This window comes from Streptomyces sp. R33, assembly GCF_041200175.1.
Lineage (GTDB): Bacteria > Actinomycetota > Actinomycetes > Streptomycetales > Streptomycetaceae > Streptomyces > Streptomyces katrae_B.
In genome coordinates, this window is sequence record NZ_CP165727.1 from 8,633,655 (window position 1) to 8,659,669 (window position 26,015).

The 26,015-nt window shown below is 67.9% G+C and carries 26 protein-coding genes and 4 pseudogenes; 15 read left to right on the plus strand and 15 right to left on the minus strand.

The features are described from left to right. Positions 1-115: 115 nt before the first annotated feature. Positions 116-1,537 carry a PKD domain-containing protein gene (locus AB5J51_RS39905; protein WP_369780114.1) on the minus strand — a complete coding sequence of 474 codons (1,422 nt, stop codon included), beginning with the start codon at positions 1,535-1,537 and terminating at the stop codon, positions 116-118. Between the two features lie 608 nt (positions 1,538-2,145). Between AB5J51_RS39905 and AB5J51_RS39910 the strand changes: the two genes are divergently transcribed. Beyond that, positions 2,146-2,571 (plus strand): hypothetical protein, encoded by a 426-nt coding sequence (locus AB5J51_RS39910; protein WP_369780115.1) that lies wholly within the window; start codon positions 2,146-2,148, stop codon positions 2,569-2,571. A 324-nt stretch (positions 2,572-2,895) separates the two neighbouring features. Here the strand turns inward: AB5J51_RS39910 and AB5J51_RS39915 are convergent, their stop codons facing one another. After that, positions 2,896-3,270 (minus strand): hypothetical protein, encoded by a 375-nt coding sequence (locus tag AB5J51_RS39915; RefSeq protein ID WP_369780116.1) that lies wholly within the window; start codon positions 3,268-3,270, stop codon positions 2,896-2,898. A 232-nt stretch (positions 3,271-3,502) separates the two neighbouring features. Between AB5J51_RS39915 and AB5J51_RS39920 the strand changes: the two genes are divergently transcribed. Then, positions 3,503-4,195: a hypothetical protein gene (locus tag AB5J51_RS39920; RefSeq protein ID WP_369780117.1), complete on the plus strand. Its 693-nt coding sequence runs from the start codon at positions 3,503-3,505 to the stop codon at positions 4,193-4,195. A 150-nt stretch (positions 4,196-4,345) separates the two neighbouring features. Here the strand turns inward: AB5J51_RS39920 and AB5J51_RS39925 are convergent, their stop codons facing one another. The 4 genes from AB5J51_RS39925 to AB5J51_RS39940 form a co-directional block, all read right to left on the minus strand. After that, positions 4,346-4,822, minus strand: coding sequence for an NADAR family protein (locus AB5J51_RS39925; protein WP_369780402.1), 477 nt, complete (start codon positions 4,820-4,822; stop codon positions 4,346-4,348). An 801-nt stretch (positions 4,823-5,623) separates the two neighbouring features. Continuing rightward, positions 5,624-5,746 (minus strand): hypothetical protein, encoded by a 123-nt coding sequence (locus tag AB5J51_RS39930; protein WP_369780118.1) that lies wholly within the window; start codon positions 5,744-5,746, stop codon positions 5,624-5,626. A 1,171-nt stretch (positions 5,747-6,917) separates the two neighbouring features. Beyond that, the gene (locus AB5J51_RS39935; protein ID WP_369780119.1) at positions 6,918-7,196 is read right to left on the minus strand and encodes a YaaC family protein; all 279 of its coding nucleotides are present in this window, start codon (positions 7,194-7,196) and stop codon (positions 6,918-6,920) included. Beyond that, positions 7,139-8,278, minus strand: a complete 1,140-nt coding sequence (locus tag AB5J51_RS39940; protein WP_369780120.1) for a hypothetical protein — start codon at positions 8,276-8,278, stop codon at positions 7,139-7,141. The genes AB5J51_RS39935 and AB5J51_RS39940 overlap by 58 nt, the downstream gene beginning before the upstream one ends. A gap of 125 nt (positions 8,279-8,403) precedes the next feature. Between AB5J51_RS39940 and AB5J51_RS39945 the strand changes: the two are divergent. Both AB5J51_RS39945 and AB5J51_RS39950 read left to right on the plus strand, forming a co-directional pair. Then, positions 8,404-8,691 (plus strand): annotated as a pseudogene (locus AB5J51_RS39945) (HNH endonuclease); the annotation flags it as partial. Between the two features lie 448 nt (positions 8,692-9,139). Continuing rightward, positions 9,140-9,508 (plus strand): hypothetical protein, encoded by a 369-nt coding sequence (locus AB5J51_RS39950; protein WP_369780121.1) that lies wholly within the window; start codon positions 9,140-9,142, stop codon positions 9,506-9,508. A gap of 211 nt (positions 9,509-9,719) precedes the next feature. Here AB5J51_RS39950 and AB5J51_RS39955 read toward each other — a convergent pair. Beyond that, positions 9,720-9,923: pseudogene (locus AB5J51_RS39955) on the minus strand (IS5/IS1182 family transposase); the annotation flags it as partial. Between the two features lie 72 nt (positions 9,924-9,995). Between AB5J51_RS39955 and AB5J51_RS39960 the strand changes: the two are divergent. From AB5J51_RS39960 to AB5J51_RS39975, 4 genes and pseudogenes are all read left to right on the plus strand, one after another. Continuing rightward, positions 9,996-10,568, plus strand: a pseudogene (locus AB5J51_RS39960) (IS5 family transposase); the annotation flags it as partial. Positions 10,569-10,638: 70 nt separating this feature from the next. Continuing rightward, positions 10,639-11,022 carry a ribosomal protein L7/L12 gene (locus tag AB5J51_RS39965; RefSeq protein WP_369776401.1) on the plus strand — a complete coding sequence of 128 codons (384 nt, stop codon included), beginning with the start codon at positions 10,639-10,641 and terminating at the stop codon, positions 11,020-11,022. Between the two features lie 132 nt (positions 11,023-11,154). Next, positions 11,155-11,544 (plus strand): hypothetical protein, encoded by a 390-nt coding sequence (locus tag AB5J51_RS39970; protein WP_079403197.1) that lies wholly within the window; start codon positions 11,155-11,157, stop codon positions 11,542-11,544. A gap of 240 nt (positions 11,545-11,784) precedes the next feature. Beyond that, entirely contained in the window at positions 11,785-12,219 is a 435-nt protein-coding gene (locus tag AB5J51_RS39975; RefSeq protein ID WP_369780403.1) for a replication-relaxation family protein, read from the plus strand. Positions 12,220-12,330: 111 nt separating this feature from the next. On the opposite strand, the gene AB5J51_RS39980 is transcribed toward AB5J51_RS39975, so the two are convergent. Beyond that, on the minus strand, positions 12,331-13,005 hold the full coding sequence (locus AB5J51_RS39980) for a hypothetical protein (protein WP_369780122.1): 675 nt from the start codon (positions 13,003-13,005) through the stop codon (positions 12,331-12,333). Between the two features lie 440 nt (positions 13,006-13,445). Here AB5J51_RS39980 and AB5J51_RS39985 point away from each other — a divergent pair, with 440 nt between their 5' ends. Further along, the gene (locus AB5J51_RS39985) at positions 13,446-13,640 is read left to right on the plus strand and encodes a hypothetical protein (protein ID WP_369780123.1); all 195 of its coding nucleotides are present in this window, start codon (positions 13,446-13,448) and stop codon (positions 13,638-13,640) included. An 11-nt stretch (positions 13,641-13,651) separates the two neighbouring features. On the opposite strand, the gene AB5J51_RS39990 is transcribed toward AB5J51_RS39985, so the two are convergent. Then, the gene (locus AB5J51_RS39990; protein WP_369780404.1) at positions 13,652-14,365 is read right to left on the minus strand and encodes an HNH endonuclease family protein; all 714 of its coding nucleotides are present in this window, start codon (positions 14,363-14,365) and stop codon (positions 13,652-13,654) included. 242 nt (positions 14,366-14,607) lie between these two features. Here AB5J51_RS39990 and AB5J51_RS39995 point away from each other — a divergent pair, with 242 nt between their 5' ends. Together AB5J51_RS39995 and AB5J51_RS40000 are read left to right on the plus strand one after the other, a co-directional pair. Further along, on the plus strand, positions 14,608-14,871 hold the full coding sequence (locus tag AB5J51_RS39995) for a hypothetical protein (protein WP_369780124.1): 264 nt from the start codon (positions 14,608-14,610) through the stop codon (positions 14,869-14,871). A 223-nt stretch (positions 14,872-15,094) separates the two neighbouring features. Further along, positions 15,095-15,334, plus strand: a complete 240-nt coding sequence (locus AB5J51_RS40000) for a hypothetical protein (protein ID WP_369780125.1) — start codon at positions 15,095-15,097, stop codon at positions 15,332-15,334. A 144-nt stretch (positions 15,335-15,478) separates the two neighbouring features. Here the strand turns inward: AB5J51_RS40000 and AB5J51_RS40005 are convergent, their stop codons facing one another. Continuing rightward, on the minus strand, positions 15,479-17,518 hold the full coding sequence (locus AB5J51_RS40005) for an IclR family transcriptional regulator C-terminal domain-containing protein (RefSeq protein WP_369780126.1): 2,040 nt from the start codon (positions 17,516-17,518) through the stop codon (positions 15,479-15,481). Beyond that, positions 17,515-18,096: an RNA polymerase sigma factor gene (locus tag AB5J51_RS40010; protein ID WP_369780127.1), complete on the minus strand. Its 582-nt coding sequence runs from the start codon at positions 18,094-18,096 to the stop codon at positions 17,515-17,517. The genes AB5J51_RS40005 and AB5J51_RS40010 overlap by 4 nt, the downstream gene beginning before the upstream one ends. A 794-nt stretch (positions 18,097-18,890) precedes the next feature. Between AB5J51_RS40010 and AB5J51_RS40015 the strand changes: the two genes are divergently transcribed. Both AB5J51_RS40015 and AB5J51_RS40020 read left to right on the plus strand, forming a co-directional pair. Continuing rightward, on the plus strand, positions 18,891-19,070 hold the full coding sequence (locus AB5J51_RS40015) for a hypothetical protein (protein WP_369780128.1): 180 nt from the start codon (positions 18,891-18,893) through the stop codon (positions 19,068-19,070). A gap of 493 nt (positions 19,071-19,563) precedes the next feature. Beyond that, positions 19,564-20,664, plus strand: coding sequence for a helix-turn-helix domain-containing protein (locus tag AB5J51_RS40020; RefSeq protein ID WP_369780129.1), 1,101 nt, complete (start codon positions 19,564-19,566; stop codon positions 20,662-20,664). Between the two features lie 232 nt (positions 20,665-20,896). On the opposite strand, the gene AB5J51_RS40025 is transcribed toward AB5J51_RS40020, so the two are convergent. From AB5J51_RS40025 to AB5J51_RS40035, 3 genes are all read right to left on the minus strand, one after another. Further along, a complete protein-coding gene (locus AB5J51_RS40025) occupies positions 20,897-21,751 on the minus strand; it encodes a hypothetical protein (protein ID WP_369780130.1) in 855 nt (284 codons plus the stop codon). Then, on the minus strand, positions 21,748-22,284 hold the full coding sequence (locus AB5J51_RS40030; RefSeq protein ID WP_369780131.1) for a hypothetical protein: 537 nt from the start codon (positions 22,282-22,284) through the stop codon (positions 21,748-21,750). Before AB5J51_RS40030 ends, AB5J51_RS40025 begins: the two co-directional genes overlap by 4 nt. Before the next feature lie 464 nt (positions 22,285-22,748). Further along, positions 22,749-23,303, minus strand: a complete 555-nt coding sequence (locus AB5J51_RS40035; protein WP_369780132.1) for an ATP-binding protein — start codon at positions 23,301-23,303, stop codon at positions 22,749-22,751. A 160-nt stretch (positions 23,304-23,463) separates the two neighbouring features. On the opposite strand from AB5J51_RS40035, the gene AB5J51_RS40040 reads away from it, so the two are divergent. Together AB5J51_RS40040 and AB5J51_RS40045 are read left to right on the plus strand one after the other, a co-directional pair. Beyond that, entirely contained in the window at positions 23,464-24,744 is a 1,281-nt protein-coding gene (locus tag AB5J51_RS40040) for an XRE family transcriptional regulator (RefSeq protein WP_369780133.1), read from the plus strand. Continuing rightward, on the plus strand, positions 24,741-25,283 hold the full coding sequence (locus tag AB5J51_RS40045; RefSeq protein WP_369780134.1) for a GNAT family N-acetyltransferase: 543 nt from the start codon (positions 24,741-24,743) through the stop codon (positions 25,281-25,283). Before AB5J51_RS40040 ends, AB5J51_RS40045 begins: the two co-directional genes overlap by 4 nt. 335 nt (positions 25,284-25,618) lie before the next feature. Here AB5J51_RS40045 and AB5J51_RS40050 read toward each other — a convergent pair. Then, positions 25,619-25,948 (minus strand): annotated as a pseudogene (locus tag AB5J51_RS40050) (YjbQ family protein); the annotation flags it as partial. Positions 25,949-26,015: the final 67 nt, after the last annotated feature.

Sequence of the window (26,015 nt, forward strand, 5' to 3'; positions counted from 1 at the left end):
GGAGCGCGCGGCCACCTCGGCAGGGCTCGTCATCTCGACCACCGCCTACTTCGCGCTCGGCCCTGCGGGCACCTCATACCCGCGCGCGCCCGTCTTCGGAAGCCCGCCCTGTGGATCAGTAGGCGTCGTACTCGCCGAACCAGTCGACGATGTAGTGGACCTCCCGGCTGCTCTGGTTCCAGAGGTCGATGACACCGTGAGGGCCGGTCTTGGCCTGGGCCAGGTTGGAGACGTCCTTGCCCGCCGTCCAGTTCAGCGCGGAGGTGATGGGGCGGGGCGGCTTGACCGCGTACCCGTACTGGTACGCGTGGGCCGAGTTCGGGTCGGGGGCGACGGAGAGGTGTCCCGCTCCGGTCGTGGTGGTGACGGTGAGGTTCGTGACGTGGGCCTCGATTGGGAGGTCGCCGCGGTTCCCCGAGTTCAGGTGCAGGGCGTAGTAACCGCCGGCGAGACAGGGCCAGGTGTTGGGAGGCAGGCTCCTGGAGTCGATGTGACGGACCGGGCCGCCTTCCGCCGGGAGGCCGCGCCTCCACGTGGCGAAGGCCGCCTTGCTGCCAGCACCGTAGTAGCCGACGACGTCGATGATCACGTCGGTTCCGGCCCAGGCCCCGTTGCGGACGTTGATCTTTCCGTCGGTGCTGACAGGGACGATGACCGAGTTGGCGAGGGTCTGTCCACCAGTGAAGTTCAGACTGGAGGTGGACGGGGCGGGCTGACCGCTCGGAAAGACCGTCAGGTGCCCCGCCTCCCGGGGGTTGGTGACCGTCACGTTGAGCGCCACGGCGGTCGCCCCGGCGGGGACGCCGTTCCGGCCGGTGATCTGGACTCCGAAGGTGCCCTGTCCGGCGACCTGCCCGCGCGCCGCGCCGAGGCCTTCGCGGGTGTCGACGAAACGGGCCGGGTTCAGCGCGGTGTAGCCATCGGCCGCCGCACGGTCGAAGTAGCCGGTGACGTCCGCGATCAGGTCCACGGCGTTCCAGCCGCCGTTGTACAGCTCGATGTACCCGTCCTTGCCGACCGGCACGATCACTTGGTTCGGGACGGTTTGGCCTGCTGTGTAGTTCACGTTCGAGGTTTTCGGCCTGTCTCTGCCCGAGGGATAGACGCTGACGTGCCCCCCGGCGGTGGTACTGGTCGCCGTGACGTTGAGGACCACCGCGGTGACCCCGGCCGGCACGTTCGCGTTACCCGCGATCTTCAGCCGTACCGGCATGTACGCACCGACTTTCGCCTTGGCCGCGCCGATACCGGCCCGGGTGTCGAGCAGCCGGGTGGGAGCATGCGGTGCGAAGAAGGAACCCGGCGTCGTGAACGGGAGCCGGTTGACCGCCTGGACGTTGTTCATGGTGTCCGTGGCCGTCACGGTGACGGTGTACTCGCCCGGCCGGGGGTAGGTGTGCCTGACGTCGTACAGGATCTCACCGCCGGTGACGGTGGCCGTGTGCGTCGTGCCGTCGCCCCAGGCGATGACGACCTCGTGGGGGACGGGCGCCCCTTGGTAGAGGTTGACGCCGACGGAGATGCTACGCGCGGTCATGGCTTCGCCCCACATGTGGAGTTCAAGGTTCGAGGCGTCGGCGGAGGCCTGTGCCGACCCGCCCCCCGCGGTGTCGGAGGGCAGGACCGTGCGGACCGTGTTTTCGCCCGGGCTACGGAAAGTCCCAGCGTCATCGGCGGCAGCAGCCCCGTCGGGAGCGGCTTCGGGGGGCAGTGCGGAGACCCCGGGCGTCGCAGGGCCGTTGGCCTGCGCCACGCCCGGTATGAGACCCACGCCGACTGCGAGAGCGGCAGCTGAGACAACGAGTCGGCGACTGCGCACCGGCCCCCCAATTTTCGTTGTTGATTGAACGAGTTCGAAAGCCTGTACAGCGTACCGATCGGCACGGACATGCCATACGTTTGACCGACGCCGAGCAGGCCACGGTTTGATCACGCCGCGTCCGGCCGCCGCTCCGGCTGGCTGCGTAGGTGAGACCGAGACCGGAGAGCGTTTGTCGGTGGCTTCCAAGAGCGGTTGATGGCAGGGCGCTCTGAAAATGTCGTCGGGAATTGAGAGCACCGTATTCAGTTCGGTGGTGTGCGTCCCGACCGGAGGGCGTGTGGAAGTCAGTGGAATGGTCCGTTGGAGTGGGGCATGATCCGTTGATGGAGCGTGTCATCGATCTTGATCGGGCAGCCGCAGCAATCTCTGAGCGGGCTGCGGGATGGCTGGCGGCCGGTCTCAAGGTTGGGCAGGTGACGTGGCGGGACGAGACGGCGCCGTGGCCTCAGAGGCTTGAGACTGACAGAACTCTCGTGCGTGATCCCGATTCCGTCGGCGTGCTCATCTCCGGCCCCGGGAACGCTGGGCTGTCCGTGGTGTTGTTCCGGGGTGGCTGGGCTGACGTGGACTACTTCGACGGCGTCGACGACGGCGGACCGATACCGGCGTTCGACATCAACTCAGCAGCAGCCTTCGGCACCCAGCTCGATCAGTGGGTGCCGCGCGTCTTCGGGAGCTTCGGCAAGAGCGAGTACTCCAGCAGTATTTTGTGGCTTGACCTGGGGAAACGTCGAGCGTTGGGAGTGTAGCGGGCAGGCTGCCATCACGGACGGCTTCTGCCCGCCTCCGCCTTCGCCACGCGCAGGGGCGGGCGGTACGGGAGGTCAGGGTTCTCGGTCAGCAGCAGGTAGACCCGCCCGGTGTCCCCGCCGTAGCCGACCAGCCCGGCGTCAGGGACTCCGTCTCGGTGCGGTCAGAGCCACGCTCGATTACCGCCGCCGCACCGATGATCGCGGAGCGCCGGACTTCGGCCAGACCGGTGGGGTCGATGCGTCGCCAGCCCCACTCCAGAGGATCTGCGTCCTGCTTGTTCGCCAGATTATGGGCAGGCGAGGATGCCGAATCGGCAGCCGTCAGCGGCTACGTCCACGAGGCGACCAGTCGGCCGTGGCGCCGGAGGGGGTGGTCCGGGAGGCGACGCGGCTGAGCTCGTCGTACGTACGAGTCAGGGTTCGCCCGTCGACCGACTCCTTCCGGATCCAGCCGCAGCGGTCGCGGAGGTACGTCACGGTGCCCTCCGGCCCGGTGATCGCTGCGATCCGGCGGGAATAGTCGTACTCGTAGCGTGTTGCCTGGCCGTCCGTCGCCTTCAGGACCCGGTTGTCGAGGACGTCGTACTCCATGCGGGCCGCCTGGCCCGCCGCGTTGGTACGGGCGACCAGCCGACCGGCCACGGCGTGAACGTAGTGCAGGGTGCGGCCGTCGAAATCGGTCTCCGCCTCCGGCATTCCAGCGGAGTCCCCGCGGGTGTGGGGAGCAGTATTCCTGACCTGCGACTCTATCTTGGCGGCCGAGAATTTTCGAACAGTTTCACTAAATCCGGCAAACCCGTCAAAGCGCCACGAATATGGGTACACCGGTCGGCAGTGGGTCGCCTCGCACCTCGGCCGAGCTGCGAAACCGGCGCCGCACCGTTTGCCTGTGCAGGGCTCGCAGCGAAGAATCTGCACACTCGTACCTATGCCGAGCACTCCGCACCTTGCATCCGCTGATGAGATACGAGCTCACTTCGTTGAGCAGTTGGGCAGCGTCCTGCGTCGCCCAGCCGCATACGGCGACCTCGACACTGCTATCTGGTTCCTGATGGACCATCTATTGATGATCGAAGGGGACCCTGGAGCATGGCAGAAAGAGCAGTCTCGTCTCGCCGAGTGCGGTGCCTGGTACACGGACGGGGTCCAGGGCGCCTTCGGGAGGCTGCTGCCGCAGGAGTCGGCCCGCGATACGCACACCGCTTCCGTCTATGCCGAACTCGCCCACCGCCGCGGGTGGCTGACCCTCGACCGCGTGCTGTCGGACACGGAGTACCAGGCCATGCGGGAAACGTTGCCCGGCTGGTGCGCAGCGGACCGGGAATGGCCTGACGTCGTAGCGGCGTTCGGTCAACCTTCCGCCGTCTTCGGCGGCCCTAACCCCCGCACCAGCAAGGCTCTCGCCTACGCCACCGCCAGACCTGAGGACCCCATGCTCGTCCTTCACTTGTGGAACGACTACGACTCCGGCCGTCCACAGCCGGCCGTAATCGCTTCCCGAGTCGGCGGCACACTGCTTCCGGAGGTGTTCACGTTCACCCCGCTCGGTCAGTCGCTTCGTGCATCAGACGATGTGGCGAGGCACGACGGGCGGCCGCCGACCTGGCCGGAGCGGGCCTGATGGGCACGGCGGTTGAGATGGCGTACCTTGCCGAGGGCCTGCGCGGCCGAGCCGTCAACGTGCTCGTCGAGGACCTGTGAGCGACGCCGCCACGCCGGGAGGGGTGCCGGTGTCCCGTCTCCCTGAGGGACGACCGGTACCGCGGTCCGCCTACAGCACTGGCATCCCGGATCGGTGCGTGTGGAGTTCGGAGCGGACGAGCTCGAGGAGCCGGCCGAGCCAGTTGCGGCCCCGACCGCCGCTCTCACCCCAGAAGCTCGAGTACACGTCCTCGTAGAGCAGGGTGGCGTCGTTCGTCGCCAGCAGGATCTCGGCCAGCTCGGGATGTTGGTCGTACTTCGCTCGGAGCAAGCTGGTCATGACGGCGGTACGGGCGTGCTCCCAGCCATCGCGCCGCGGCGCGTCGGCAGCGATCTCCTGTGCGGCGGCGCCGGAATCCGCCGACGCGACCGCGTCGTGGTCCTCCTGGCGTGCGAGCGACAGGGCCCAGTAGGCGTGTGCGACCGAGGGGTAGTCGACCTCGCCTATCGAGATCCGTGCGGGGTAGTCGTTGCGCAGACCGGGCAGGCCTGGCTCTGTCGCCCGCTCCTCCGCCGCGAAGGGGGGGCAGGTAGACCGCCGGAGTATGCGGAGTTGTCGGACCGCCCGCCGAGGTGCGGGTCCGCCACTCGGCCTTCGAGCGGGAACGCTCCTCGAAGTACGCGAGGGCCCTGTCGTAGTCCTCCTGCGTGACCGGCTCGTCGAAGGACAGGTACGTCCGGCCTCCGGGCCCGGCCACCAGCACGCGCAGCGGCCAGTCCTTGCGGTCCATGTCGCTCAGGGCAAAGCGGCGCTTCGTGACGGGGATGGCCAGGAACGCCTCGCGGGCCACGGCCCGGTTCTCCTCCGTCCGGTCCTCGAGGAACGCGAGGACGGCGGCCAGGCAACGACCGGTCGAGTCGGGCCGATTGTTCAGCTGGTCGATGGTGTCGCGGACTTCAGAGAGGAGCACTTCAGGCGTGAGCTGGCTCTGGGGCTCACTGAACTTCCAGCGCGCCATGCCGTGTGCGGCCGCCGGGGCGCCGTCCGGCAGGTCTGTGGCGACCCATCCGGAGCGGAGCTTCTCCCCGAACTCCTCGAGGGTGACCAGGCCCCAGCAGTCGACGAGCCCGTCGGCATAGATGCTGAGGTCGGTCAGGAAGTAGCGGCCGTTGCGGATGAAGACGTGCCGCCAGGTTCCGGGTATACGGACGCCGTCCACGGTGCGATAGGTGACGCGGTTGCGGATCATGCGGTGATTGTTGTCCTGTCTCAACGAAGATTGACCGTCCTCACCGAAGTTTGACCGCCTGCTGCTCCAAGTTCGGGGCTACTGCGCTTGCGACGGGCCGGCGGGCGGCAGTAGCACCGTCACGAGTGCCCGCCCCTACAGCACGGCAACGACTGACTTCAGATCGGCGGCCAGGACGACCACGTGGGTGCCTTCAGCGGTATCGACTCGTCCCAGGGCGACTGGGTCATCTCCCGCGCGGCATGTTGTTCGAGGGCAGCAGCCAGGTCTTCGCGATTCACGATGTGCAGTATGGCGCGCCGCGGGCTCCAGCCTTCGCCCGTCAAGACGAATCAGTTCATCGGCTTCAGCCCCAGATCGCCCGCCACGGAACAGCGGCCGGCCAGCTGGCTCGTCAAACTTCGATGAGACGGACAGGGCGGTCGTCAATCTTCGGTGAGAGCGGTGAACCTTCGCTGAGACAGGACAGCAGCCGGGTGATCAGTTCAGTGATTGCTGGGATGGCGCAGTAGCGTCACTGAGAAGCGTCACGCCGTGATTCTCCTGAACGTGATTGTCGCCGGCGCCAGGCTCTTGTTCTGCATTTCGGTGAGCAGTACCGGCTGTCCGATCGTTTCCGCAGTTCGAACGGGGTGTCGCTGGCGTACCAGGTCGAGCCGCACTCCGGGCAGGTGAACCGGGGCCAGGGGTGGGGGCGGCCTGCGAGCAGGGCCTTCATCGCCTCGCCGCCGGCGTCGATCGCTGCCAGGCCCGCGTGCGGCATGTCGCCGAGCAGTACCGGCGCGACTTCCTCGATTCCGGCGGAAGCGTGCTACCGCACTGAGAACACCGTCGAACGATCTTCCTTGCCACACCACCAGGGTCCTCCTGGCCGGGTGGCCGGCCAAGGACCCCCGAGGGCGTTTGCCGTCAGTGTCCTGGTTCATGACGCGGAGGCCATGAACCAGGACCGCATCGCTACCCATGCGCGCATTCACGCGACCTATCTGCGCAATCAAGGCTGCGCCCAGCCGATGCCGATGGCGGCGAGGGCGGCGGCTCGCCGCTCGGCGCCTACGGGGTCCTTGCCGAGTCCGCCGAACCGGCCGTAGCCGCGCCCTTGAAAGGGGGCGGGACTTCCGGCGGTGACGGGGAGTGCGGTTTGGGGCGACAGGGTGGGAGGGTGGCCGCGTCAGCTGGACGGCGGTGGCCGCAGTCGGTTGCAGGGGGGTGGTGATGAGCGGGAGGGGGCGCCACCCGCGCCCGTGAACACAATCCCGGATTTCAGTCCCGTCAGCCCCTGGGCCCGCAGGGAAGGTGGGTGTTCGCTGCTGCCGGGGGCGCCCATCCGTCCGTGGCCGGGACCGTACAACAGCAGCGCCGCGCCCTGGAGGAGTCGGTCGGTGGGGCAGGGCGTGAGCTTCGCTTTCGGCGTCTACGACCAGGCGGCGACTTCCTCGATGGTGTCCGCGATCAGTACGGGTAGGTGTTCCTGGCCCGTTTCAGGATCTTCTCGACGGGCACCGCGTGTCGGCTGCCGTCCACGTTGATGTGGTTCGCCCACTGGGCGGGCTGGTAGCGGGCGAGCATCGACAGCGCGTACAGCACTGCCCACCACGCCATTAGCGTGTGGAGTTCACGTGGCAGGCCCGCGACGGTGGGGAAGAAGTAGCGATGCCCGGCGTACTCCCGGGTCATTGTGGACAGGCACTCGTCTCGGGTGCCTGTCTCCGCGGGCATCTTCCAGTGCATGTAGAGCCAGCGTGGGCCGAGACGCCTTGGTCCAGCTCGCCGAGGAGATGCCGCCGGCGGTCCTGGCCCCGCTCCTCGGGCTCCACGTCATCACCGCGCTGCAATGGCGCCGCCGAGCCGCAACCGACTGGACCGCCTACCTCCAGGCACGCCAGCGCGCGCTCGCGGACAGACGACCGTCCGGGCCGTGATCGTTGCCGGCCTCGGTCATCCAGGTCTCGCAGGCGGCGTGAGAGGAGAAGCCGCTTCAGCCGGTTCCGGTGGGGCGCAGAGGCAATGCAGCAATGGCGCTGGCGCAGGACTGGGCAGTTGGCAGCCTCATACTCGTCCGCGATGGTGAAGACGCTGGCACATCTGGGGCACTCGGCCTTGCCGAAGAGATGCGCGATTCCTTCAGCGAGTGCGACTTCCTCGTCGCGGACAGCAATCTCGTGCATCCACCGGCCGACGCCCGTGAGCTCCTCGCCGGGCCTCGGCCGCAGATCACGCCGGTCCACGTCGCCCAGGTTCCAGTCCCGGATCGCCGAGTAGCGCCCGTAGTCGCCGATGGCGACGGTCACCTCCACACCGCAGTGAGGGCATTGCAGGTCGTAGAAGTCGTCCGCGAAGTCCCCCAGGACGTTGGCCCAGTGGTACTGCTCCTCGACCGCAAGCAGTGAGCGGAAGGTAACCAGGTAATCGGATGGTCGCGACTGCAGGTGCCGGTCCAGGAGAGCGCCGAACTCGGCGATCACGTCGGCGCCCTCAGCCAGCAGTTCGTCGCTGCCATGGTGGCTCGCCGCACGCTCCATGATCTTTCCGGCCAGGTGGCGTGCCTCCCTGCTCCCCGATGCGAGGCGCACCAGCCAGGGCAGGGCAGCGATGCTGGCGGGCGAGACCAGGTCATGCTCGAGGATCAGCCGGTGTCCCAACTCCGTCCACGCTTCCGAGTCGTACCCACGCTCCACCCGAGCGAGAAGCTCAGGGACACGATCTACGTCAAAGTGACCGTCGTACATCAGTGCCCAGTTCACCACCCAGGCATTGAACCGTCCCGCGAGCTTCGAGTCGACGCCGGACCCCAACGCCTTCCCGAGAGACATCGTCAACTTGACGTCTGGCTTCGTGGGGGTGCGCTCTCGGCCCTCCCGGACACCGACGTCGTCGCCCAGGGGAGTCGTACCGCCATCGGGGGAATACCGCACGCTTCGAATAGCGCTCCCCGCCAGCTGGCGCCAGCGCGTGGACCGCGAAGCGTCGGGAGGCGTACGCCAACGACCAGGGCCAGCTGTCCTCCCTGGTCGCGGTCACCGCCCGCTCGAACAGCTCCAAGGCGGACCAGGACCCGGCCGAGTGGCTGCCGCCGACGCCGGACGCACTGTGCCGGTACGGCGCGGAGTGGACGGCGACCAAGCTCCGCTGGGGCCTGGCGGCGGACGGGGCGGAGCGGGAGCGGCTGCTGGACATCGCCGCCGGCTGCGGTGGCACGGAGGTGGAGTTCACCCCTGCCCCGTAGCTGAGCCGTACAGACCGAAGGGCTCCCATCGGGTTGCCGGGGTGGGGGTCCTTCGCGCTGTCGGTGGAGCCGCGGGTATGTCCGGCATGTGATCGGGGTCTCGTTGAAGGGGCTTGTCGGGCTTGGGGGTTGATGGTGTATCACGTGCCGCGATTTTCACGCATGTGTGCTCTGACCTGCGGTTTTCTTGGACTTGCGCGGCTAGCCCCTTCGTGTTCGAGAGTGCGGATCACACCTCCAGTCGGAGGTGTGATCCGCGTTTTTACGTATATCCGGCATGAGCACGTCAGGAACGAGGTCGGTGAGCTATGCACAATTTTCGGCCAAAATTAGCACCTCGAGTTCCGCTAAAACGGATTGCTAACGACCTTCTCTGCGTGCGAGAGTCCACCTCGGCCCGGAAAACACCGGGCGCAACCAATCTCTTTCCCGGGGGGGAATTTTCACAATGAGCGCTATTCGTATCGGAGGCAAGGCCGCGGCCATTGCAGTGCTGGCCGTGCCCATGCTCGGAAGCACCGCCTACGCCGCGCCGCAGCCTGGCGCCGTTGCGGCCACCGCGACGTCTTCGTGGGCCTGCACCAGCCCGGCGTGGGAGACCTTCAACACGTCGTACTCGTCCGGCCTCAACTCTGTCACCGTCTACTTCAACAACCACTGCAGCCACCAGGTGAAGTACCACCTGCGGATCCTCAACACGAAGGACCGAGTGACACGCATCTCTCCTTGTGTCACGGCCTACCCCAACACGAAGAGCTACCACAAGTTCAGCAAGGGCCTCATCGACGACGTGGTAGGCATCTACAAGGGGTGCTGACACCCTCTGAGGAGAACGTCAGCACGCGCCGATCTGTGAAGCTTGATTTTCGCTCACCATTTTCGGCGTGAACGAAATGAACGGGCGGCGGCTCTCGCCGGGTATGAATTGGATCGAAATTCATCTACCTGGCGGAGCCGCCCACTTTTTCCATTGGTCACTCAAATCGAATGACCGGTATCACATAAACTACCGTAAGGCCCGTCAGCTGCGAGAAGTCGGCCTGGCTGTCGCCGACACGGTCGCACTCGGCGAGCGTCCCGTCGAGCAGGACGTGATCAGGACCGGTCTCACGCAGGATCCGCAGCAGCCCGGGTGCCTGGCCGGACAAGTGCTGGACGACGGCCTTGACGTTAGTGTGGGCGGTGCCGACATATATGCCGAAGCCGGCCGCGATCTGCGCGAGTGGACGGTGGAGTTCGGGGACGCGCACGCAGGTGCGGCGACTGTCCTTGTCGGCGGCCGCGAGCCGGGTCCGGTGTACTTCGACGTCGGGAGCGGTCCGACCGCGCCGTCGACCACGCACTGGTCGGCCTACGACGGCCGGGCCCGCTGCCCGCGCGCCGAGGCCCTGCGGGCGGGGTGCGCATGCGGCCTGAGCCTGAGTACGAAAGTTCACCTCGTCAGCGACAGCCGTGCACGGCCTCTGGCCCTCCGGGTCACCGCAGGCCAGGCGGGTGACGCGCCGGCCTTCGAGATCGTCATGGCGAGCATCCGTGTTCCTCGTACCGGTCCGGGGCGACCGAGGACTCGGCCGGAGGCCGTCCTGGCGGACCGCGCGTACTCATCCCGCGCGATCCGAAAGCATCTACGACGTCGTGGAATCCGGGCTGTCATTCCCCAGCCGTCCGATCAGGTCGGTCACCGTCTGCGGCGAGGCCGCACCGGCGGCCGCCCGCCCGCCTTCGATGCCGAGGCATACAAGCAGCGCAACGCGGTCGAGCGATGCATCAACCGGTTCAAGCAGTGGCGCGGCCTGGCCATGCGGACGGACAAGCTCGCCATCGCCTTCCAGGCCGCACTCCACCTCGTCGCCATCCTTGTCTGGGCCCGGCGATAGTCCGCCCCATCGCGCTCAGCTGCGGGGATGGTTCACTGGCTGGACAGCGTAAGGCCGCCGGGGAGGGTGTATGGAAGAGCCAGGATTCCGAGTTCTGCTCACGGAGTCAGGAGACCGGAAGGCGGAGGCGATCCGTGCGATCCGAACGATCACCGGCCTCAGCCTTTGGAACAGCAAGCTCCTGCTGGACAGTGCGCCCGTAGCGGTCACAGAACCCGACTGGCTCGAAGCCGCCCAGGACGCGGCCGGTGCCCTTGAGGCCGCAGGTGCCCACGCAACGGTGCTTTGCGACTGGTGCGACCGCACCATCACGCGAGAGGCTGGCCCGCTTGACCCGACCCCGTGTAGCGGGCCATGGCCTCCCGAGACCTGTCGAGCGAGTTGCCCACCGGCCACGGACTGGGTACGCCCACTGCTGACCGACTCACAGGCAGCCCTGAGAGACACGCTCTAGCCCCACCGCCCGGTGTGCCAGCGCCTCCACCTGGACAGTGGTCGTAGCCGGCCCGGCTCCCGCCTCGGATACCGTGTTCCTCTACGGGGTGCCATAACGGATGTGACGCCCCCCGCCGGAGGTAGTCAGCGTATGAGTTCAAAGCGCAGCAAGAATCCAGCCCTGCCCGTACTTGACGACGCATTCCGACTCGCGTCGGTCAAGGACGCCGAAGAGTCCACCCGTGACTTGGCCGCGCGGCTGGCCACCACCGAGCTGCGCCGCGTTTCCCACCCGGGCCGGGTCACCTGGGAGCCCACCGATCAGGCCGAGCCCGTACCGGTCCCGCCGACTGTGGTCGACGGTGACGGGGACCTGTGGCTGCGGGACCGGGGCACTGGCACCTGGACCATGCCCGAGTTCAACCCGAAGGAGTTCCCGGCCCGCTGTGGCGAGGTTCTGACGTGGAACCAGCTTGCCCGCGAGTTCGGCCCGCTGACCGCACTGGCCGACGATCGCCGCATCGGCGGCGGCCGGCGCTGACCGCGCAGCCTTCTGGGATGACCGCCCCCTGAAGCGCCCGTTACGGGTAGCTGGGAGCTCCAGCTCACCGCCGACCTCGACGATGGCGGCGCCAGGTGAGCGTGGTGGTCGGTCACGATGTCTCCATGTTGCAGCCGGATACGTCGTCGCTGTCCGTGGGGTCGGGGTGGAAGAAGCGGGTGTAGCGGAGTCCGGTCTCCGGAGTGATGTTGAACACCGCGCATAGGTGCTGCGGGTCACCTGACCGACTGGCAGGTGGAGGTCAACCACGCCATCAAGGAGACCGGCCTGAGCTTCAACACCGACGCCGTCCTCGCCGTGCCGACCCCGACCAGCGAGGTCCGCCCCTTCGAACTCGACAACGGCACCATGTCCCAGGCCCGCCTCGCCAAGGAGGTCTGGGACTACGAGCGCTACGCCGGGCACCGCGTCTGGGAGGGAGCCCGCGGCACCATCGGCGGGACGTACCCGTTCTGGCAGCGCCACCGCTACACCCGCTCCAAGACCTTCCCGCGGCTGCACGTCGTCCTGGCAGCCCGTCTCAGGCCGGTTGAGCAAGGAGAGCGGTTATGGGATGGAAGAGCGAGGAGTACGGGCCGTCGCATGGGGGCTGGGCGGGCGCCCTGCGCGCGGACGGCAGCGAGCCATGAAGTCGAAAGCCCAGCTCGTCGGTGAGGACCGACCTGACTTAGCGCCAGTTTCCGGTTCAATGTTCCTCTAGCCCCGAGTCGGGCCCGGTGTTGGTCCCTCTTCGGCCAGCCGGTCGGCGAAGCTGGCGTAGGCCGCCTACTCCTCGGGGGTTCCGTACACCGCGAGCCAGCCCCGCGCCCAGTCGGACTTCGGCCCGATCTCCTGTCCGTACGGATGCGCATGAGACCAGAGCTCAAGGTTCCCTGACCTGCGCCGCCCCTGCGAGTCCTCGACCAGAGGACCGTCCGTCCGGTTGTCCGTCTTGATTCCGTTGACGTGGTGGACCGTCTCCGTCGCCAGCAAGGGCCTGCCCAGGAGCTCCTGCACGAAGTGCCGGTGCTCCATCACGCTCTTGCCGTCGACCCGGATCACCCGGTAGCCGCCGCCGTTGATGTACCCGCTGCCAGCGGCCGCGTACTTCCTCTTCTCGCCCAGCGGCTGCCCCAGGGCGAGCCGCCGGTAGTGGGCGGCGCACATGTTCTTCGAGCGGGCCCGGTCCGAACAGCCCGGGGCATGGCACCAGCCCGTCTGCTTCGTCTTCGGCTGCAACTCCGCCGCCCCCGGATCACCCGTGTTCCGGAAGCGGATGTAGTGGCCGGCACAGAAGCCCTGGGCCTGGTGGGGCCGCGCGCAGCCCTCGACGTCGCACCCCCGCACCGCCGCCGGCACCGCCACCGTGATGGGCGTGGCCAGCCCGACCTCCCCCTGCTTCTGATAGCGCTGGTAGTGCGCGAGACACAGCCCCCTGGTGCGACGCGGACGGTCGCACACCGGGGACCGGCAGACGTCCGACGCGTAGCGCTCGCGGATGCGGCGCCCTCCAACGACGTCACCCTCGCTGCGCCACCTGGCGTAGTGGGTGCCACACCACTGCCTGGTCCGCCGCGGCCGCTCGCAACCTGGAACCGTGCACTGCCGAGACCGCGGCGCCTCCGGAGCGGTCGCGTATACGCGCACCACGGCGTCCGGGTCGCCGTACTTCCGCCACCTCCAGTAGTGCTTGGGGCACCATCCGCGCGTCTGCGCCGCGTTCTGGCACGCCGTCACACTGCACATCCGCCACGAGATATTCGCCGCCATGCCCGAATGGTGATCTGCCCGACTACCACCCAGGACGTCACACGCCCGCACGCGTGATCGATTCACACTCTCGGCCGGGCTGCCTAGGTGCCCCGTCGTGACGGCCGAGCCGGCTTCGCGTTGTTCCGGGCATGGACAACGAGTTGCTTTATGTACTCCTCGACGGGGTCACCGAGCCGCGCCTGAGGCTGATCAGCGAGGACGAGGCGAGAGCTCTGATGGTCCTCCTCGGAATGCTCGATGATGAGCAGCAGCCTGAGGAGGTCCGTCATGCGGCCGGGGAGATGCGCTTTCGCATCGGGTCCCGCCTGGCTGTGCCCCTGTAGACGGGGTGTGCCTACTTCGCGGTGTCGAAGGGGACGGTCTCGTAGGTGACGGTGGCGCCGGGGCAGTCTTCGGCGAGGCCCAGGAGCGCTTCGCGCTCGCGGTCATCAGCGGTCAGGGACCAGCGGAGCTTGGTCTCGACCCAGCCGGTGACGTAGGTGCAGTGGTAGGTGGCGGTCGGGGGCAGCCACTCGGCTGGGTCTTTGTCGGCCTTGGCGCGGTTGGACTTGGCGGTGACCGCGATCAGCGAGGTCGGGGTGGCGAGGTCGTTGGCGTAGGCCTCGCGGCGCTTGGCGGTCCAGGCTGAGGCCCCGGAGTCCCAGCTCTCGGCGAGCGGGACGAGGTGGTCCACATCCAGGCCGGAGGCGGAGGTGACCCAGGTGTCGTCGTACGGGGAGAACCAGCGTCCGCCGGTGAGCTTGCAGCCCGGGGCGATCTCGGGGTACTCGACGGCTTCCTGCAGGATGACCTCGGCTCGAGTGTTACATCCATCGTCCGGGATGGCGCCGGCGTTCCAGTGCTTGAAGGCGGTGCGGACGTATCCCTCGCGGGATTCGGCGGCCGCGGGGATGCGGTCGATGCCCTCGAATAGGGACGTCGTCTCTAGCGCGGCGGGCAGGGTGACGGCCGAGGCCGGGCCGTCAGCGGAGGCCGGCGCGGCGGTGGCGAGTAGGGGCAGGGCGGCGAGGGCGAGCGCGGGCAGACCGCGCAGCAACAGGTTCTTAATCACGCCCCGGGTTGTAGCCGCCCCGTCAGCCTGTCCGGAAGGCGGGCAGCGTGCCCGTCACCCGGGCGGGGGCACGGATTCACCGCAGAAACGGCACTCCAGAGCGCGTACGGCGCCCCCTTGGCCAGCCGCTCGGACTTTGCTGCTTCAGTCGGTTCTGAGGGGGCGCAGACGACCGTTTTAGCCCCCTCGATTGCTGATCTCGCCCCGAAGCGCGCGGAGCGGGCATAGGCTCCGGGTCCATGAACATAAACGGAGATCCCGGGGCCCCCGAGGTCAAAGACGTGTACGAGGTAGGACCGCTGACGTACCGCCAGGGGTACGTGATCGTGTGGAAGGAGCTGGACGGACAGAGGGGGGACGCGCTGATGCACGACCGAGCGATTGTCGCCGCGTACACCGGCACTCCAGAGCGGCGGGTCGAAGGTGACCAACTGTTCCGGGCATGGGTGGACGCCAACGAGCTTCCCTCGGTCCTGGCCCACTGGGCCAGCGTCCTGCGCTGAGGCCCCCCGTTGCGGGCTCTTCGGTGGAGTACGCCGGGAACCAGGCCACCCGCTGGAGGATGCGGCCGCATGGCCGATCCGTCACTCGGCCTCGGGGATTAAGGGCATCGTGGTTGGCGCTGAGATTGATCATGGTGTGGGCTTGGTGGCTGTTTCATAGGTGATGTCACCTGTGAAACACCCCACCGCCCGACGAACCACCTGCGGCGATCACGTTTCATGAGTGGCTGAAATCCGTCGCTCAGTCGGGGCGGGGCGGGGCGGGGCGGCCGCCGCGCGGCAAGGACGGTACCCGGACCAACTGCGGGCGCAGTTCGAGGGGCTGGTCTGGCGGCTGCGGACCAGCGCCAAGTGGCGGGAGATGCTCTCCGCGGTCTACGGGCGCTTCTGGGCCTGGCGGGTTGGCGTCTCCAACAGCACCCCGTCCTCCTCGCCACCCGCAATCGTGAATGAGCGCCCATAGGCGGCCATGTCCTGCGTCCGCCCCTTGCCCAGGAAGGCAGGGGATCGCTCCGATCTGCTGGCGATGCTGAGGAGCGTCGCTTGTGGGTGATCGGGCGCGCCACCTCACGGGCATCGTGCTCTCGGCGTCCATGGCTGGTGGCGGTCAGGTGCTGTAGACGAGGAGGTCTCCCGGAGGGCTAGGGAAGGTGGTGACGCTGTCGAGTAGCTGGGTGCCGGGGATGGGAGCGGTGATGGGGTGGGGCAGGGCAAGGGCGTTGACGGATTCGGGGGGTGCAGCATCGAAGAGGTAGAAGGTGCTGGAGGCGGTGTCGGTCACGAGGTGGGGCGCGGTCGTGCCGGCGGCGTTGCGGATAGCAGCCGGGCTGGTGAGGGGGGTGGCGAACATGCGGCGTAGGTGGTTGAGGCCGCGTTCGTTGAGCGGGGCGTCGCCTGGGGTGGCGAGGAGATCTGCTGTGTGGAGGTCGCCTGCAGAGGTGTTGGTGGGGATGGCGCCGGTGAGGAGGAGGACGAGGAGGATGGGGACGGCTTTGGCCTGGAGGGCTTTCGTTGCTTCTCTCAGGCGGTGGGCGTGGTGGGAGGGCAGGGACAGTGCGAGGCCTCCGATTTGGCTGCTGAGGCTGGCGGGTACGGCTGAGCAGACGACGAGTTGGTCGTACTCGCGAATGTCGTAAGCGGGGTCGCCTGGGCGGGTTCGGCCTAGGCGCTCAAGGAAGGTACGGGGGTCTTTGCAGGTCCGTGCCGTGAAGCTCTCCATCGTGTAGCGGGTGATGTGTTCGGCTTGCTGGTCGTGGCGGAGCTGGCCGATGAGGCATTTGCCGAGGGCGCTGGCGTGCGGAGCTTGGTGGAAGGGGGTGTGTTCCTCGACGGGTGGGGCGTTGGTGCTGGTGGAAGCCTGCGTGACGAGGACGTCGCCATCGCTGTATCTGGAGAGGTAGATCGCGGCGCCGATGTGGTCGCGGGCGATGGCAAGAGTGCGCTGGAGCTGGGCTCCGATGCCGCTTCCGCCCGGCAAGGCGAGCCGGTCCAGGGCCAGCCCGGGTGCGTAGACGCCTACGGCGCCGTGGACGGGCTCTGCGAAGTCTTCCTCGCACAGCATCTCGAGTAGCGGGGCGAGTGCAGCATCGTCCAGGCCGGTCTTCGTGGCGATCTGGCTCGCGCTGATCCCGAGGCGGTGCTTCTGCAGTACGCCAACGACGTTGTGGGCGTGTCGTGCCTGGCGCATGGCGGCGCTGTCGTCAGCCGAGGCTTGCCTTCCGCTCCTGGGCAGCAGGTGCGGGGTGCCCATCACCCAGCCGGGTGCCTCTGGTTCGGATGGAGCCGCCGCAGCGATGTGGGCCGGTCGCCTGTTTGCTTCGGGGCTGGGGCTGGGGCTGGGGCTGGGGCTGGGGCTGAAGGGGAGGTCTTGCTCGTGTGCGAGCCGGTTGGGTGCCTTGGCGCCGGGGGGCGTCGGGTGAGGGGTGCCGGGCGGGCGGATCATCCAGTAGCCGGGGCGGGGTTGCTGCGGGTGAAGGGCGAGGGCGAACACTGCCTTCGCGAACCTCGTTGCCGGTAGCGGGATTAGGCCCAGATCCTCGTGAGACTCCTGCCGGATACACGCGAGGAGGCCAGTGAGTACGTCCCGTACGCCGGGAGAGAGCGGGCGTTGACGCCAGCGCGGGTCGGGGGTGAAGTCGGAGTGGGCCAAAAGGTCCGCCCACAATTGGGCGTCCTCGTACTCACCACGCCGGGAGTGATCCAGGACCAGGCAGTAGGCGGCCTTGTCGATACCCATACCGGCTGCGTACTGCCACCAAAAGCGTGCCCCTTCGCTGTCCCCGGCGGCGTGCAGGAGGCACGCGAACACCTGCGCTCCAGTCCCGTCGGTGTGGTGGCTGCTGATAAACACGGCGATGCTGGGGCCGGCGCTCGGGTGGGAGACGGTCTCGGCACACAGCGCCTCCAGCTCCTCCCCAGCTTCCTCGTTGTGCACAAGCTGTTGCCACGCCTGTCCGGCGAACCCGTATGCGTGGCGTGCCTGGCGAAGCTGGGCCCTGGCTGCTGCGAGACGGATCTGACCCGCCCGGTTCGGCGTTTCGGCAGGTACGGGTGGGGAGAGGGTCTCCTCGCCGTGGAACAGGCTTGGTTTCAGCGCGGCAGCGAGAAGCTCCTCCACGGTTCCGTAGCTCCCGTGGGTCTCGCTCATGGCCGGGCCTTGCCTTTCCTGGTGTCGTCAGTGGGCAGATCGAGGATCCGGGCCAGCCGGTTGTGGGCATGGCGCAGATTTGAGCGCACGGTGGCCTTGGGGATGGACATCATGTCGGCGATCTCGTCGTTGCTGTAGTCCAGGAGGTAGCGCATGCGCAGGGTGATGCGCTGCCGTTCCGGCAGGCGGGCGATGGCCAGCCGGACCTGGTCCAGAAGATCCGAGCCGTCGGGGGCGACGGCGTGGAGGAGTTGAGGGTCGACCGGGTACCTGTCATGGCGCAGGCGCATCTGGATGGCAACGTGCCGCTTGAGGACTTGCCAGGCATGATGGTTGAGGTTCAACCCGAAGGCCAGGCTCGGCCATTCCTCGATCAACTCGTCCCAAGTCCGCTCCACTGCCTCCTCAGCGTCGACCTGGGAGTCCAGGTCCATCCAGGCGTAGCGGGTGAAGCGCGCCCGGTGCGTCTGCTCGAAGGCCAGGAACCGGTCCCACTCCTCGGGCGCCCACCGGTGCGTGGCAGCCGGCGGCTCGGGCAAACGGACTGCGCCGTCAGCCTCGTCAGTGACGTCGCTCATCGGACGGCCTCGACGGGTACGAGCCGCGCGTACGGCGGGGCGACGCCCGTCGCTGTACGCGAATGCAGGCTGCGGGCGCAGTCCAGATCCCAGTGCACCGCTGCATGGGCTCCCCTTCGTCAGGCGGGCTCGGCTTCAACCGAATGGCGAAGCCCCGCTCCATCCTCGGAGCAACGCAGGAGGGCACACACCAGAAGACCACAAGAGATGGCTTGTGAATGATTTCGGATCATTCGGCGACCGATCGTGATCGGGCGCCGGGTCGCCGGGTCGCCAAGTCGCCGGGTTGACCGGCGGTTGCGGGCTGACCCGGATCGCTTCATCGGCTCCGCACGTGAGACAACGGCGTCATCCTCCGGCCACGGGTTGAAGCCGTGTGGCGGTCCTAGATACATCTACCCCTTGCCTTCCGGACGCCCCTGGACTCTCCGGCGGATTGGGTGCTTTACCAGTGCGCGGGCGCGCGCGGGGCGCGTTTGCTCGACTTCAGGAAGATTTCGGCCAGCCGGGTGACGAAACGTCAACCTGTCCTGCAGCAACGTGCAAAAAGAGCGCTGCCGTCTCGTATGAGTAGATTTCCCGGCTAGCGCATCGTGTCTGTACGGTCACTCGCAGGTGCGTGCGGGGCCTCATTACATGGCCTGGAAACCTCTGTTCGGAGCCCCGCACGCCTTCCACGCAACACCGAAAGGACTGTGCACATGGCACGTACCCGTCGGCGCCGCCGAACGAAACCGTCCATTGGCCGCTCGGCTGGAAGCCAGCGTATCCGCCGTCACGAAACATTTCGTTCCATGAACCGGATTGGCAAGGGCGTGACTTTCGCGTTTCTCGCGATTCCCGTTCTGGGACTCATCCTGATCAACCAGACGTCCGTTCAAGTCACCGTCCCCGCAGGGGCCCTCTACTCCGTCGCTGCAGCCACGACCGGCGCGTTCGCCGGTGTACACCAGGCTCGCCGCCGCCGGCGCTAGTACCACCGTGGGCGGGAGCCACGCCCCCGCCCACGCACCCCGCGTGCAACCGCAAAAACGGCTCCAGGACCACTCCCGCGGCCCGAGAGCCGTCACGAAATCCGGCGAATCTTCCACACCATGCGCTTGCACACCGCCGACTTGAACCCTTTTCGTGACACGGACGGACACCATGACCTGCGACCACTGCGGCACCCCACTTACCCATTCCGGCGTCAGGGCAGGGCGCCCTCAGAAGTACTGCGGCGCCGCCTGCCGACAGGCCGCCCACCGAGCCCGCAAGACCCAACCCGAGCCGGTCGGCACCGACCCAGCCTCACCGCAGCCAACCGACACCCCCCAACGCCCGACCCCGCCCACACCCGCCATCGGAAGCAACTCCACCAAGGACCCCGTCACCGAGATCGCCCATGACCTGAGGGAATCCGCCCGCGAACTCCTGCGGCTGCTCCCAGACGCCGACGGCGAGGAGCCCCTCAAACTCGCGGCGCAGATGCAGCAGCAACTCGAAGGACTCACCGCCGGACTCGTCGGGCGCGCCCGCAACCACCAAGTCACCTGGGGCCGTGTCAGCGAAGTCCTCGGCATCAGCCAGGACACCGCCCGCCACCGCTACTCCGACGACTTCATCACGCGCCGCCTCGCCCGCCTCACCGGCAACCCCACCCCAGCACTCGCCCCACGAACCTCACCCAAGAACTCCCCGCCGGTCAGCCCCAGGCCACACCGCACCTCCGCCGCTCGAGCCCCGCAGCCCGCATCCCCCGACAATCAACCCACTCCCACCACCACCCCCACGCCGTCGGGGGCTGCGTACAACAGACTGGCCCCCGTCCTGTCGATGTTGGTGCGCACGTCCAAGCAGACCAACACCGAGGTCAGCGCCAAGATCGGCTGCTCTCCCTCATTCCTGTCACGGATTCTCTCTGGCGAGCGCCTCCCGACCTGGCCCATGACCGAGAAGTTCGCGCACGCCTGCGGAGCCGACCCCGGCGTGTTGCGGACCGTATGGGTAACCGAGCGGTGCAGCGAACGAACCCGCGACATCACTCTCACCGAGGATGAGGAATCACCCGTTCCTGCGGCCGACGCGCTCCACAAAGCCGTCCACACCCTCCACTCACGAGCCGGCCAGCCCGCGGCCCAGGACATCGCCGTCGCCAGCCGCTGGACTCTCACCACCGACGAAGTCGCCCACCTCATCGAGGGCACCCAACTTCCCGCCTGGCGCGTCTTGAAGCTGTTCGTCGACCTCCTCGGCGGAGATGCCACCCACTTCCGCCGCCTTCTCGACCAGGCCGCCGACGAGCACGGTGCAAGCCCAGCCGTCCTGACATCGCAAACCAGCGACCGCACCACCGCGACACTCGCCCAACCACCCACAAAGCAGCCCATCCCAACCCCACTCAACGAAGTCATCGCCACCTTCAGCCGCACGCTCAACCACCCCAGCATCGTGGAGTCCCAGCGCGCCCGGCTGCTGCAGAAGCGGGCGGATCGCAACGCCATCAGCCACCCCCGAACCCAAGAGCCCGGCGGGACCCCGCGTCAGAAGCAAGCATCCCCAGTCCCGTCCCGAGAACCACGCACGTGACCGCACACTGCGCCGGCCGTCGGCGCCGGTCACTCCCCAGGCCAGCGCCGCGAAGGGCCGGGGCGTATAGCCCCACCGTTCTCCGGATCGACCCGGAGGCGGGTGCGAGAGAGCATCTGCCGGACACGCCATCTGCCGTACGCAGCCGCGATGCCCGCTGCGATCGGTCCCACCAGCGGCACACCGGCCAGCCGGCGAAGCAGCCGGAGCAACCGGTGGCCGCGGTTTGCGGTCATGGCGTCCTCCGGCAGGAGTAGGCCAGAAGGCCCCTGATGGCCATGGCCAGACAGGCGGTGTGCCACAGGCCCAGCAGGGCGGTGTCGGGGAGCGGAGCCGACGCCGCCTCCCGCACAAGGGCCACTGCCCGATCCCCGCGGTAAGCCGAAGGAAGAGTCCCGGGCAGGGTGGACGGCAGGACATGAGCGGCTATGACGCGCATCTCCTGCCATGCCCGCTCGACGTCCTCGGGCGGCAGGAACTGCCGGCTGCGCCACCGGGTATACGCCAACCTGACAGCATCCCGGATCGCGTGCTCGGCCAGCCCCGCTGTCCCGGTGGCGCAGGGTGGAAGGGCCTCGGTCCGGGGCGGGGCGAGCAGCCACCCTGAGGGCAGGACTACGCGGCCCCGCCCCGGCTTTCGTCCTACCCATCCCCCCTCCTCGAGGAGGCTGAGGGCCATGCGCATGAGCGATGGTTCGGTGACGCGGTCGCGGGCGAGCTCGGCGATCCCCGGCAGCGGCGCCTCGGGAGGGTAGAGCCTGGCCGCGACCTGGTCGAGGAACCGGTCGGCCAGGTGGCGGGCCCGCAAGGCCCGCTCATCCGACGTATGAGGCACGGCGATGTGGTGGCCGCTTCGGGCCAATGTCCCGGCCTGCGCCAGGTCTGCGAATGCGCGCGGCAGCAGGGCCGCAGGCACACCGAGGTCGGCGGCGACGACCTTAGCCGACAGCACCATCCCCGGCACGTAGCGGCCGAGCTCAATATCAGAGGTGATCAGCTCACAGACCTCTTCGACCGTCACCTTCGAAGCAGCAAGATCAATAGAGTCAGCTTGCCGCACCTCCTGAGAGAGCGCCTGAACCATCACGCCAACTCGCCTTCACCGCGGACCAATAACCGCATGTGCGGGTCTCTGCGCGGGGCGCGCTGAAACAGGTGGGAGTCACCCTTCCAGCCTGTGACTTCGCGGACCTTCTCCCAGCCACAGGCATGCTCGAGATAGTCAGCCAGACTCTTCACCCGCACGGTGCAGCGAATCCACGCCGGGGGAGAAGGCCTGCGTGCGGCATAGTCGCAGAGCCAGTGCGTCAGCAGTCGCCCCAGGCCCTGCTGCTCGGGGTGGGTGTGAGCCAGGGAGACCGTCAGGCTCGATTCCTGCCGCTCCTCGAGTGTCCAGCCGGCCATGGGAGCTGCGGACTGCACCGCGAGTGCAGCAACGAGGGTCTCGCCGTCCCACATCCCGACGGGCAGCATGCCAGGCTCGGGCTCCGGGAGGCGGACGAGATCGACGAGGTTGGAGCTCTCCCCGCTCAACGGGAGCCGATGATCCAACAGCCAGTACATGCGCAAGCGGATCAACTCGTCGACAGCTGGGACGTGGTCGGAGGTCAGCAGCGTCATCACATACATGGGGACCTTGAATAGTGAGGTTGTGGTCGGAGTCGGCGCGAGCACCGACAGGGAGACTGCCTGCCGCAGCAGCGTGCGGCGGCGCTGGCCTCGAAGCGGTTGGCCGACCGCCGAGATGCATGGCGATGGGAGGCTGGGGCGCAACCTGGCAACGAAGGCAGTGGCAGCGCGGCGCATCGCACCCCCTATGGGCGCTCAGCACGCGCCGACGGCGGAGCGAGCGTGTTCCAGGGGAAGGGGTTGTTGGAGATTGCCACTTCCAAAGTGGAGAGGCCAGCGCCGGGAGGGACCGGGGGCCAGGGTAGGTGCACGACGTAGAGGTAGCGCAGCGAGCCGACTCTCCACTTCGCCGCTGGCCTCCAGGTACAGCAGTCGGCGAACCACAACGGCGATGTGGCAGGTGTCGGATACCGGTCGCTCGACGGAGAAGTAGATACGGTGGCCGGGGCTCATGCCTACTCCCAGAGGGTGGCCGAGCCCAGTACGCACCAGGTGGTGCCATCCGCGGAGACGCCCCAGCATCCGCGGTGCTCATGCGCGAGATGATCCACCAGGAAGAGGCCTCGCTGGCCGATATCCTCCGGGTCCGCCATCTTCACCTTGGGAACGTACGATCCGCCACCTGTCACGGCCAGCATGAGAGCGCCACAGGCGACGACCAACCGGACACGGATCGAGCTGCTGGAACCGTGCTGGAGTTCGTTGGTGAGCAGCTCGCTCGCCATCAGCTCGGCAGCCGACGCCACAGTGCCTTCGACGCCCCAGCGGCGCATATGGGACGTCGTAAAGCGCCGAACGTCCTGCACGTACCGGGCATCCTCCGGGCGAAACGAGCCGGGCCCAGCGGGGCGCGCGCACCAGACAACGGTCTCCGCCCCGTCGCGGAACCCCAAAGTCGGCGGCACCCGATCCGAGGACAGGACGGCGGTGGCTGGTAACGGCGCAACGTGGGCTGGCTCCGGGGCCTCGCCGGCACGCATTGTGTTCGGCACCCTGAGACTGGTCATCATCGGTCCTTTCGGCGGAGTATCCGTCGTCAGCTCGCTCAGATAAACGCCTTCTGCCGGGCCGCGAGTAGGGCGATGTGACTCCTTCATCTCCGCGTACCCTAGGGCGATTTGGTCATTCGTTTACCTGCATGAGGGTCGCGATCGGTCCTACTGTGGAGCGATGAGCGTGCTGCCGAACCACGTACTCGTCGCATGGATGCACGACCAGCAACTGAGCTCCCGTGAACTTGCTGAGCTGGTCAACGGGGCTGTCGCCCAACTCACCGGCCGGCATGGGGGACTGGACGACAGCAACATCCGCGCCTGGCGCTCCGGACGTGTCCGCTGCCCCAAGAACGTGCAACTGCGAGCCCTGGAACTCGTCAGTGGAAAGTCAGCCACCGACTTAGGGTTCGAACGCCGCACTCGTACCCCGGCACCCGCACCAGCGAAGGAGGAACCGCCAGTGCTCCGCCGTCACCTCATCCAGGGAGCCGCCGCGATCGCGGCCACCGCCGCCACGCCCAGCTACGCGGCCTCGCCCCGCATCGGCGTCACCGACGTCGAGTGTCTCCAGCAACGCTTCGCCGAAGTCGTCGCCAGCGATCACCGTCATGGCGGCCAGCAGACCATCGAACAGCAGGCCGCCGCCCTCAGCGAGGAAGCCCTTCGACTACAAGCCAGTGGGACCGCCAGCCAGCGCGTACGCGGATACCTCTACGCTAGCGCCGCCGCGTTCCGCTCCTCCGCCATGTGGGCCGCCATCGACGGACGCCGGTACAACCGAGCCATCGAGCACATGCGCCACGCCCAGCAACTCGCCGCGATGTCCGGCGACCAGGCCATCCAATTCCGCATCTGGTCCCACGCCGGCACCATGTACCGGCACATGAAGCGACCCGCCGACGCCGCAGCGGCCAACGACGTCGCCCGCACCCTCGCGATCACCCGCCGCGACCCCATGTTCGCCTCCCTCGGCCACGCCCGGCACGCAGCCATCCACGCCACCGCCGGCGACCTCAAAGCCACCCGCCGAGCACTCGACACAGCACAGGAAGCGATGCAGCGAGCAGATCCCGACGCGGACCGCCCGGTCTGGATGCGGGCCTTCTACGACCAAGCCGAACTCGACAGCCTCGCCCTCTCCGCCTTCATGTCCCTAGCCCAATACGACGCCGCCGAGGCACACGCCCACCGATGCCTGGCGAACCTACGACCCCACATGCACAGGTCGCGGGCCATCACCACCTCGCGCCTCGCCCTCGCCCAACTGGGCCAAGGCGACCTGGAGCCGGCCGTGACCTCCGCGATGCGCGTCCCCCGGGACGCGGCCACATCCCATCCCCGCGTCGTAGAGATGCTGGCGACCCTCGGAAGCGAACTGCGCAAGAACGCGCCGAGGACCCCGCACGCCCGACTGTGGACGGAGTACACCAGGTCGCTGAAAGGAACCACGAAATGACGCACTCCGTCATCCTGAAGCACCACACCGACCTCGACGACGTGCGAGAAGACCTGATCAAGGTCTACGCCAGCGTACGAGGCGACCTGCTTCACCTGCCGAACTACCAGGTCGAGACGTTCACCGAACGACTCGACCGGCACGGCAACGATCCCGGCTGGGAAGCCGTCATGGCCCACGCTCCCGACGGCGAACCCATCGGCTACGCCTACGCCAACACGGTGGAGCCCGGAAACCGCTGGTGGACTCGAATGGATGCTCCAGCCCCTGCCGAGTACGCGGGCTCGACGTCCCTGGCGATCAAGGAGATCGGCGTCGTCAAGCCCTGGCGAGGCCAAGGACTCGCCCAGACCATGCACGACGAACTCCTAAGGCACCGCGACGAGGACTACGTGTCCCTCCTCGTCAACCCGGCCGCTGGCGACGGCAAGGTGATGAGGCTCTACGAGGGCTGGGGGTACGTCCAGATCGGCAGCCAACAGCCTTCGCCGGACTCCCCGCCGCTGCACTGTCTCGGCCGTCTCGTCAAGCAACCCTGAGGCCGTGAACCTTCAAGCGCCGGAACCGCGTCATCACTGAGGAACCGCTCCGTCATCACCGGCCCTGCCCGGTACCAGCTCCAGGCGCGCACGGAGTCCGTGCGCCAACTCCTTCTCGCTGGCTACGAACCGGACGGATCTCGGTAGTCGCTAGGCATGGTCAAAAGCCGCAAAGGCTGGTCCAGCAAGCGCGAGGCCAGGCTCGGCGCCTTCCGATGGCTGACCCGATACAACACCCGACGCCGGCCCTCCCGCCTCGGCCAGTGGTCCCCGATCGCCACGAGAACGACTTCCAAGCAACAGCAAGTACCCTGGCCCAAGCCGCATAGAGGTGTTCAAAATCCGGGGTCAAGGCCCCGCTGCGGGTTGTCCCCGTTGGTGTCCACCAGGACGACCGACTGCCAGGTTCCCAGCGCGAGTTCGCCCCCGACGACCGGCAGCGTGGCGTGCGGCGGTACGAACGCCGGGAGCATGTGGTCGCGGCCGTGGCCGGGGGAGCCGTGCCGGTGGCGCCAGCGGTCGTCGGCGGGGAGCAGCGTGCGCAGGGCGTCCAGCAGGTCGTCGTCGCTCCCGGCGCCCGTCTCGATGACGGCGAGCCCGGCCGTCGCGTGCGGGGTGAATACGTTGAGGAGCCCGTCGCGCCCGCGGGCGACGTCGCGGAGGAACACCGGCGGCGCCGCCGGAGACCGTGCCTGCCGGGGGCCGACGGGCAGCCGGCAGGCGGCGCAGCGC

Excerpts from the sequence above, each read along its gene's own strand:
- AB5J51_RS39905 (WP_369780114.1), bottom strand. The coding sequence starts at position 1,537 with ATGACCGCGCGTAGCATCTCCGTCGGCGTCAACCTCTACCAAGGGGCG.
- AB5J51_RS39910 (WP_369780115.1), top strand. The coding sequence starts at position 2,146 with ATGGAGCGTGTCATCGATCTTGATCGGGCAGCCGCAGCAATCTCTGAG.
- AB5J51_RS39915 (WP_369780116.1), bottom strand. The coding sequence starts at position 3,270 with ATGCCGGAGGCGGAGACCGATTTCGACGGCCGCACCCTGCACTACGTT.
- AB5J51_RS39920 (WP_369780117.1), top strand. The coding sequence starts at position 3,503 with ATGCCGAGCACTCCGCACCTTGCATCCGCTGATGAGATACGAGCTCAC.
- AB5J51_RS39935 (WP_369780119.1), bottom strand. The coding sequence starts at position 7,196 with ATGCACTGGAAGATGCCCGCGGAGACAGGCACCCGAGACGAGTGCCTG.
- AB5J51_RS39940 (WP_369780120.1), bottom strand. The coding sequence starts at position 8,278 with ATGTCTCTCGGGAAGGCGTTGGGGTCCGGCGTCGACTCGAAGCTCGCG.
- AB5J51_RS39950 (WP_369780121.1), top strand. The coding sequence starts at position 9,140 with ATGAGCGCTATTCGTATCGGAGGCAAGGCCGCGGCCATTGCAGTGCTG.
- AB5J51_RS39965 (WP_369776401.1), top strand. The coding sequence starts at position 10,639 with ATGGAAGAGCCAGGATTCCGAGTTCTGCTCACGGAGTCAGGAGACCGG.
- AB5J51_RS39970 (WP_079403197.1), top strand. The coding sequence starts at position 11,155 with ATGAGTTCAAAGCGCAGCAAGAATCCAGCCCTGCCCGTACTTGACGAC.
- AB5J51_RS39985 (WP_369780123.1), top strand. The coding sequence starts at position 13,446 with ATGGACAACGAGTTGCTTTATGTACTCCTCGACGGGGTCACCGAGCCG.
- AB5J51_RS39995 (WP_369780124.1), top strand. The coding sequence starts at position 14,608 with ATGAACATAAACGGAGATCCCGGGGCCCCCGAGGTCAAAGACGTGTAC.
- AB5J51_RS40005 (WP_369780126.1), bottom strand. The coding sequence starts at position 17,518 with ATGAGCGAGACCCACGGGAGCTACGGAACCGTGGAGGAGCTTCTCGCT.
- AB5J51_RS40010 (WP_369780127.1), bottom strand. The coding sequence starts at position 18,096 with ATGAGCGACGTCACTGACGAGGCTGACGGCGCAGTCCGTTTGCCCGAG.
- AB5J51_RS40015 (WP_369780128.1), top strand. The coding sequence starts at position 18,891 with ATGAACCGGATTGGCAAGGGCGTGACTTTCGCGTTTCTCGCGATTCCC.
- AB5J51_RS40020 (WP_369780129.1), top strand. The coding sequence starts at position 19,564 with ATGCAGCAGCAACTCGAAGGACTCACCGCCGGACTCGTCGGGCGCGCC.
- AB5J51_RS40030 (WP_369780131.1), bottom strand. The coding sequence starts at position 22,284 with ATGACGCTGCTGACCTCCGACCACGTCCCAGCTGTCGACGAGTTGATC.
- AB5J51_RS40035 (WP_369780132.1), bottom strand. The coding sequence starts at position 23,303 with ATGATGACCAGTCTCAGGGTGCCGAACACAATGCGTGCCGGCGAGGCC.
- AB5J51_RS40040 (WP_369780133.1), top strand. The coding sequence starts at position 23,464 with ATGAGCGTGCTGCCGAACCACGTACTCGTCGCATGGATGCACGACCAG.
- AB5J51_RS40045 (WP_369780134.1), top strand. The coding sequence starts at position 24,741 with ATGACGCACTCCGTCATCCTGAAGCACCACACCGACCTCGACGACGTG.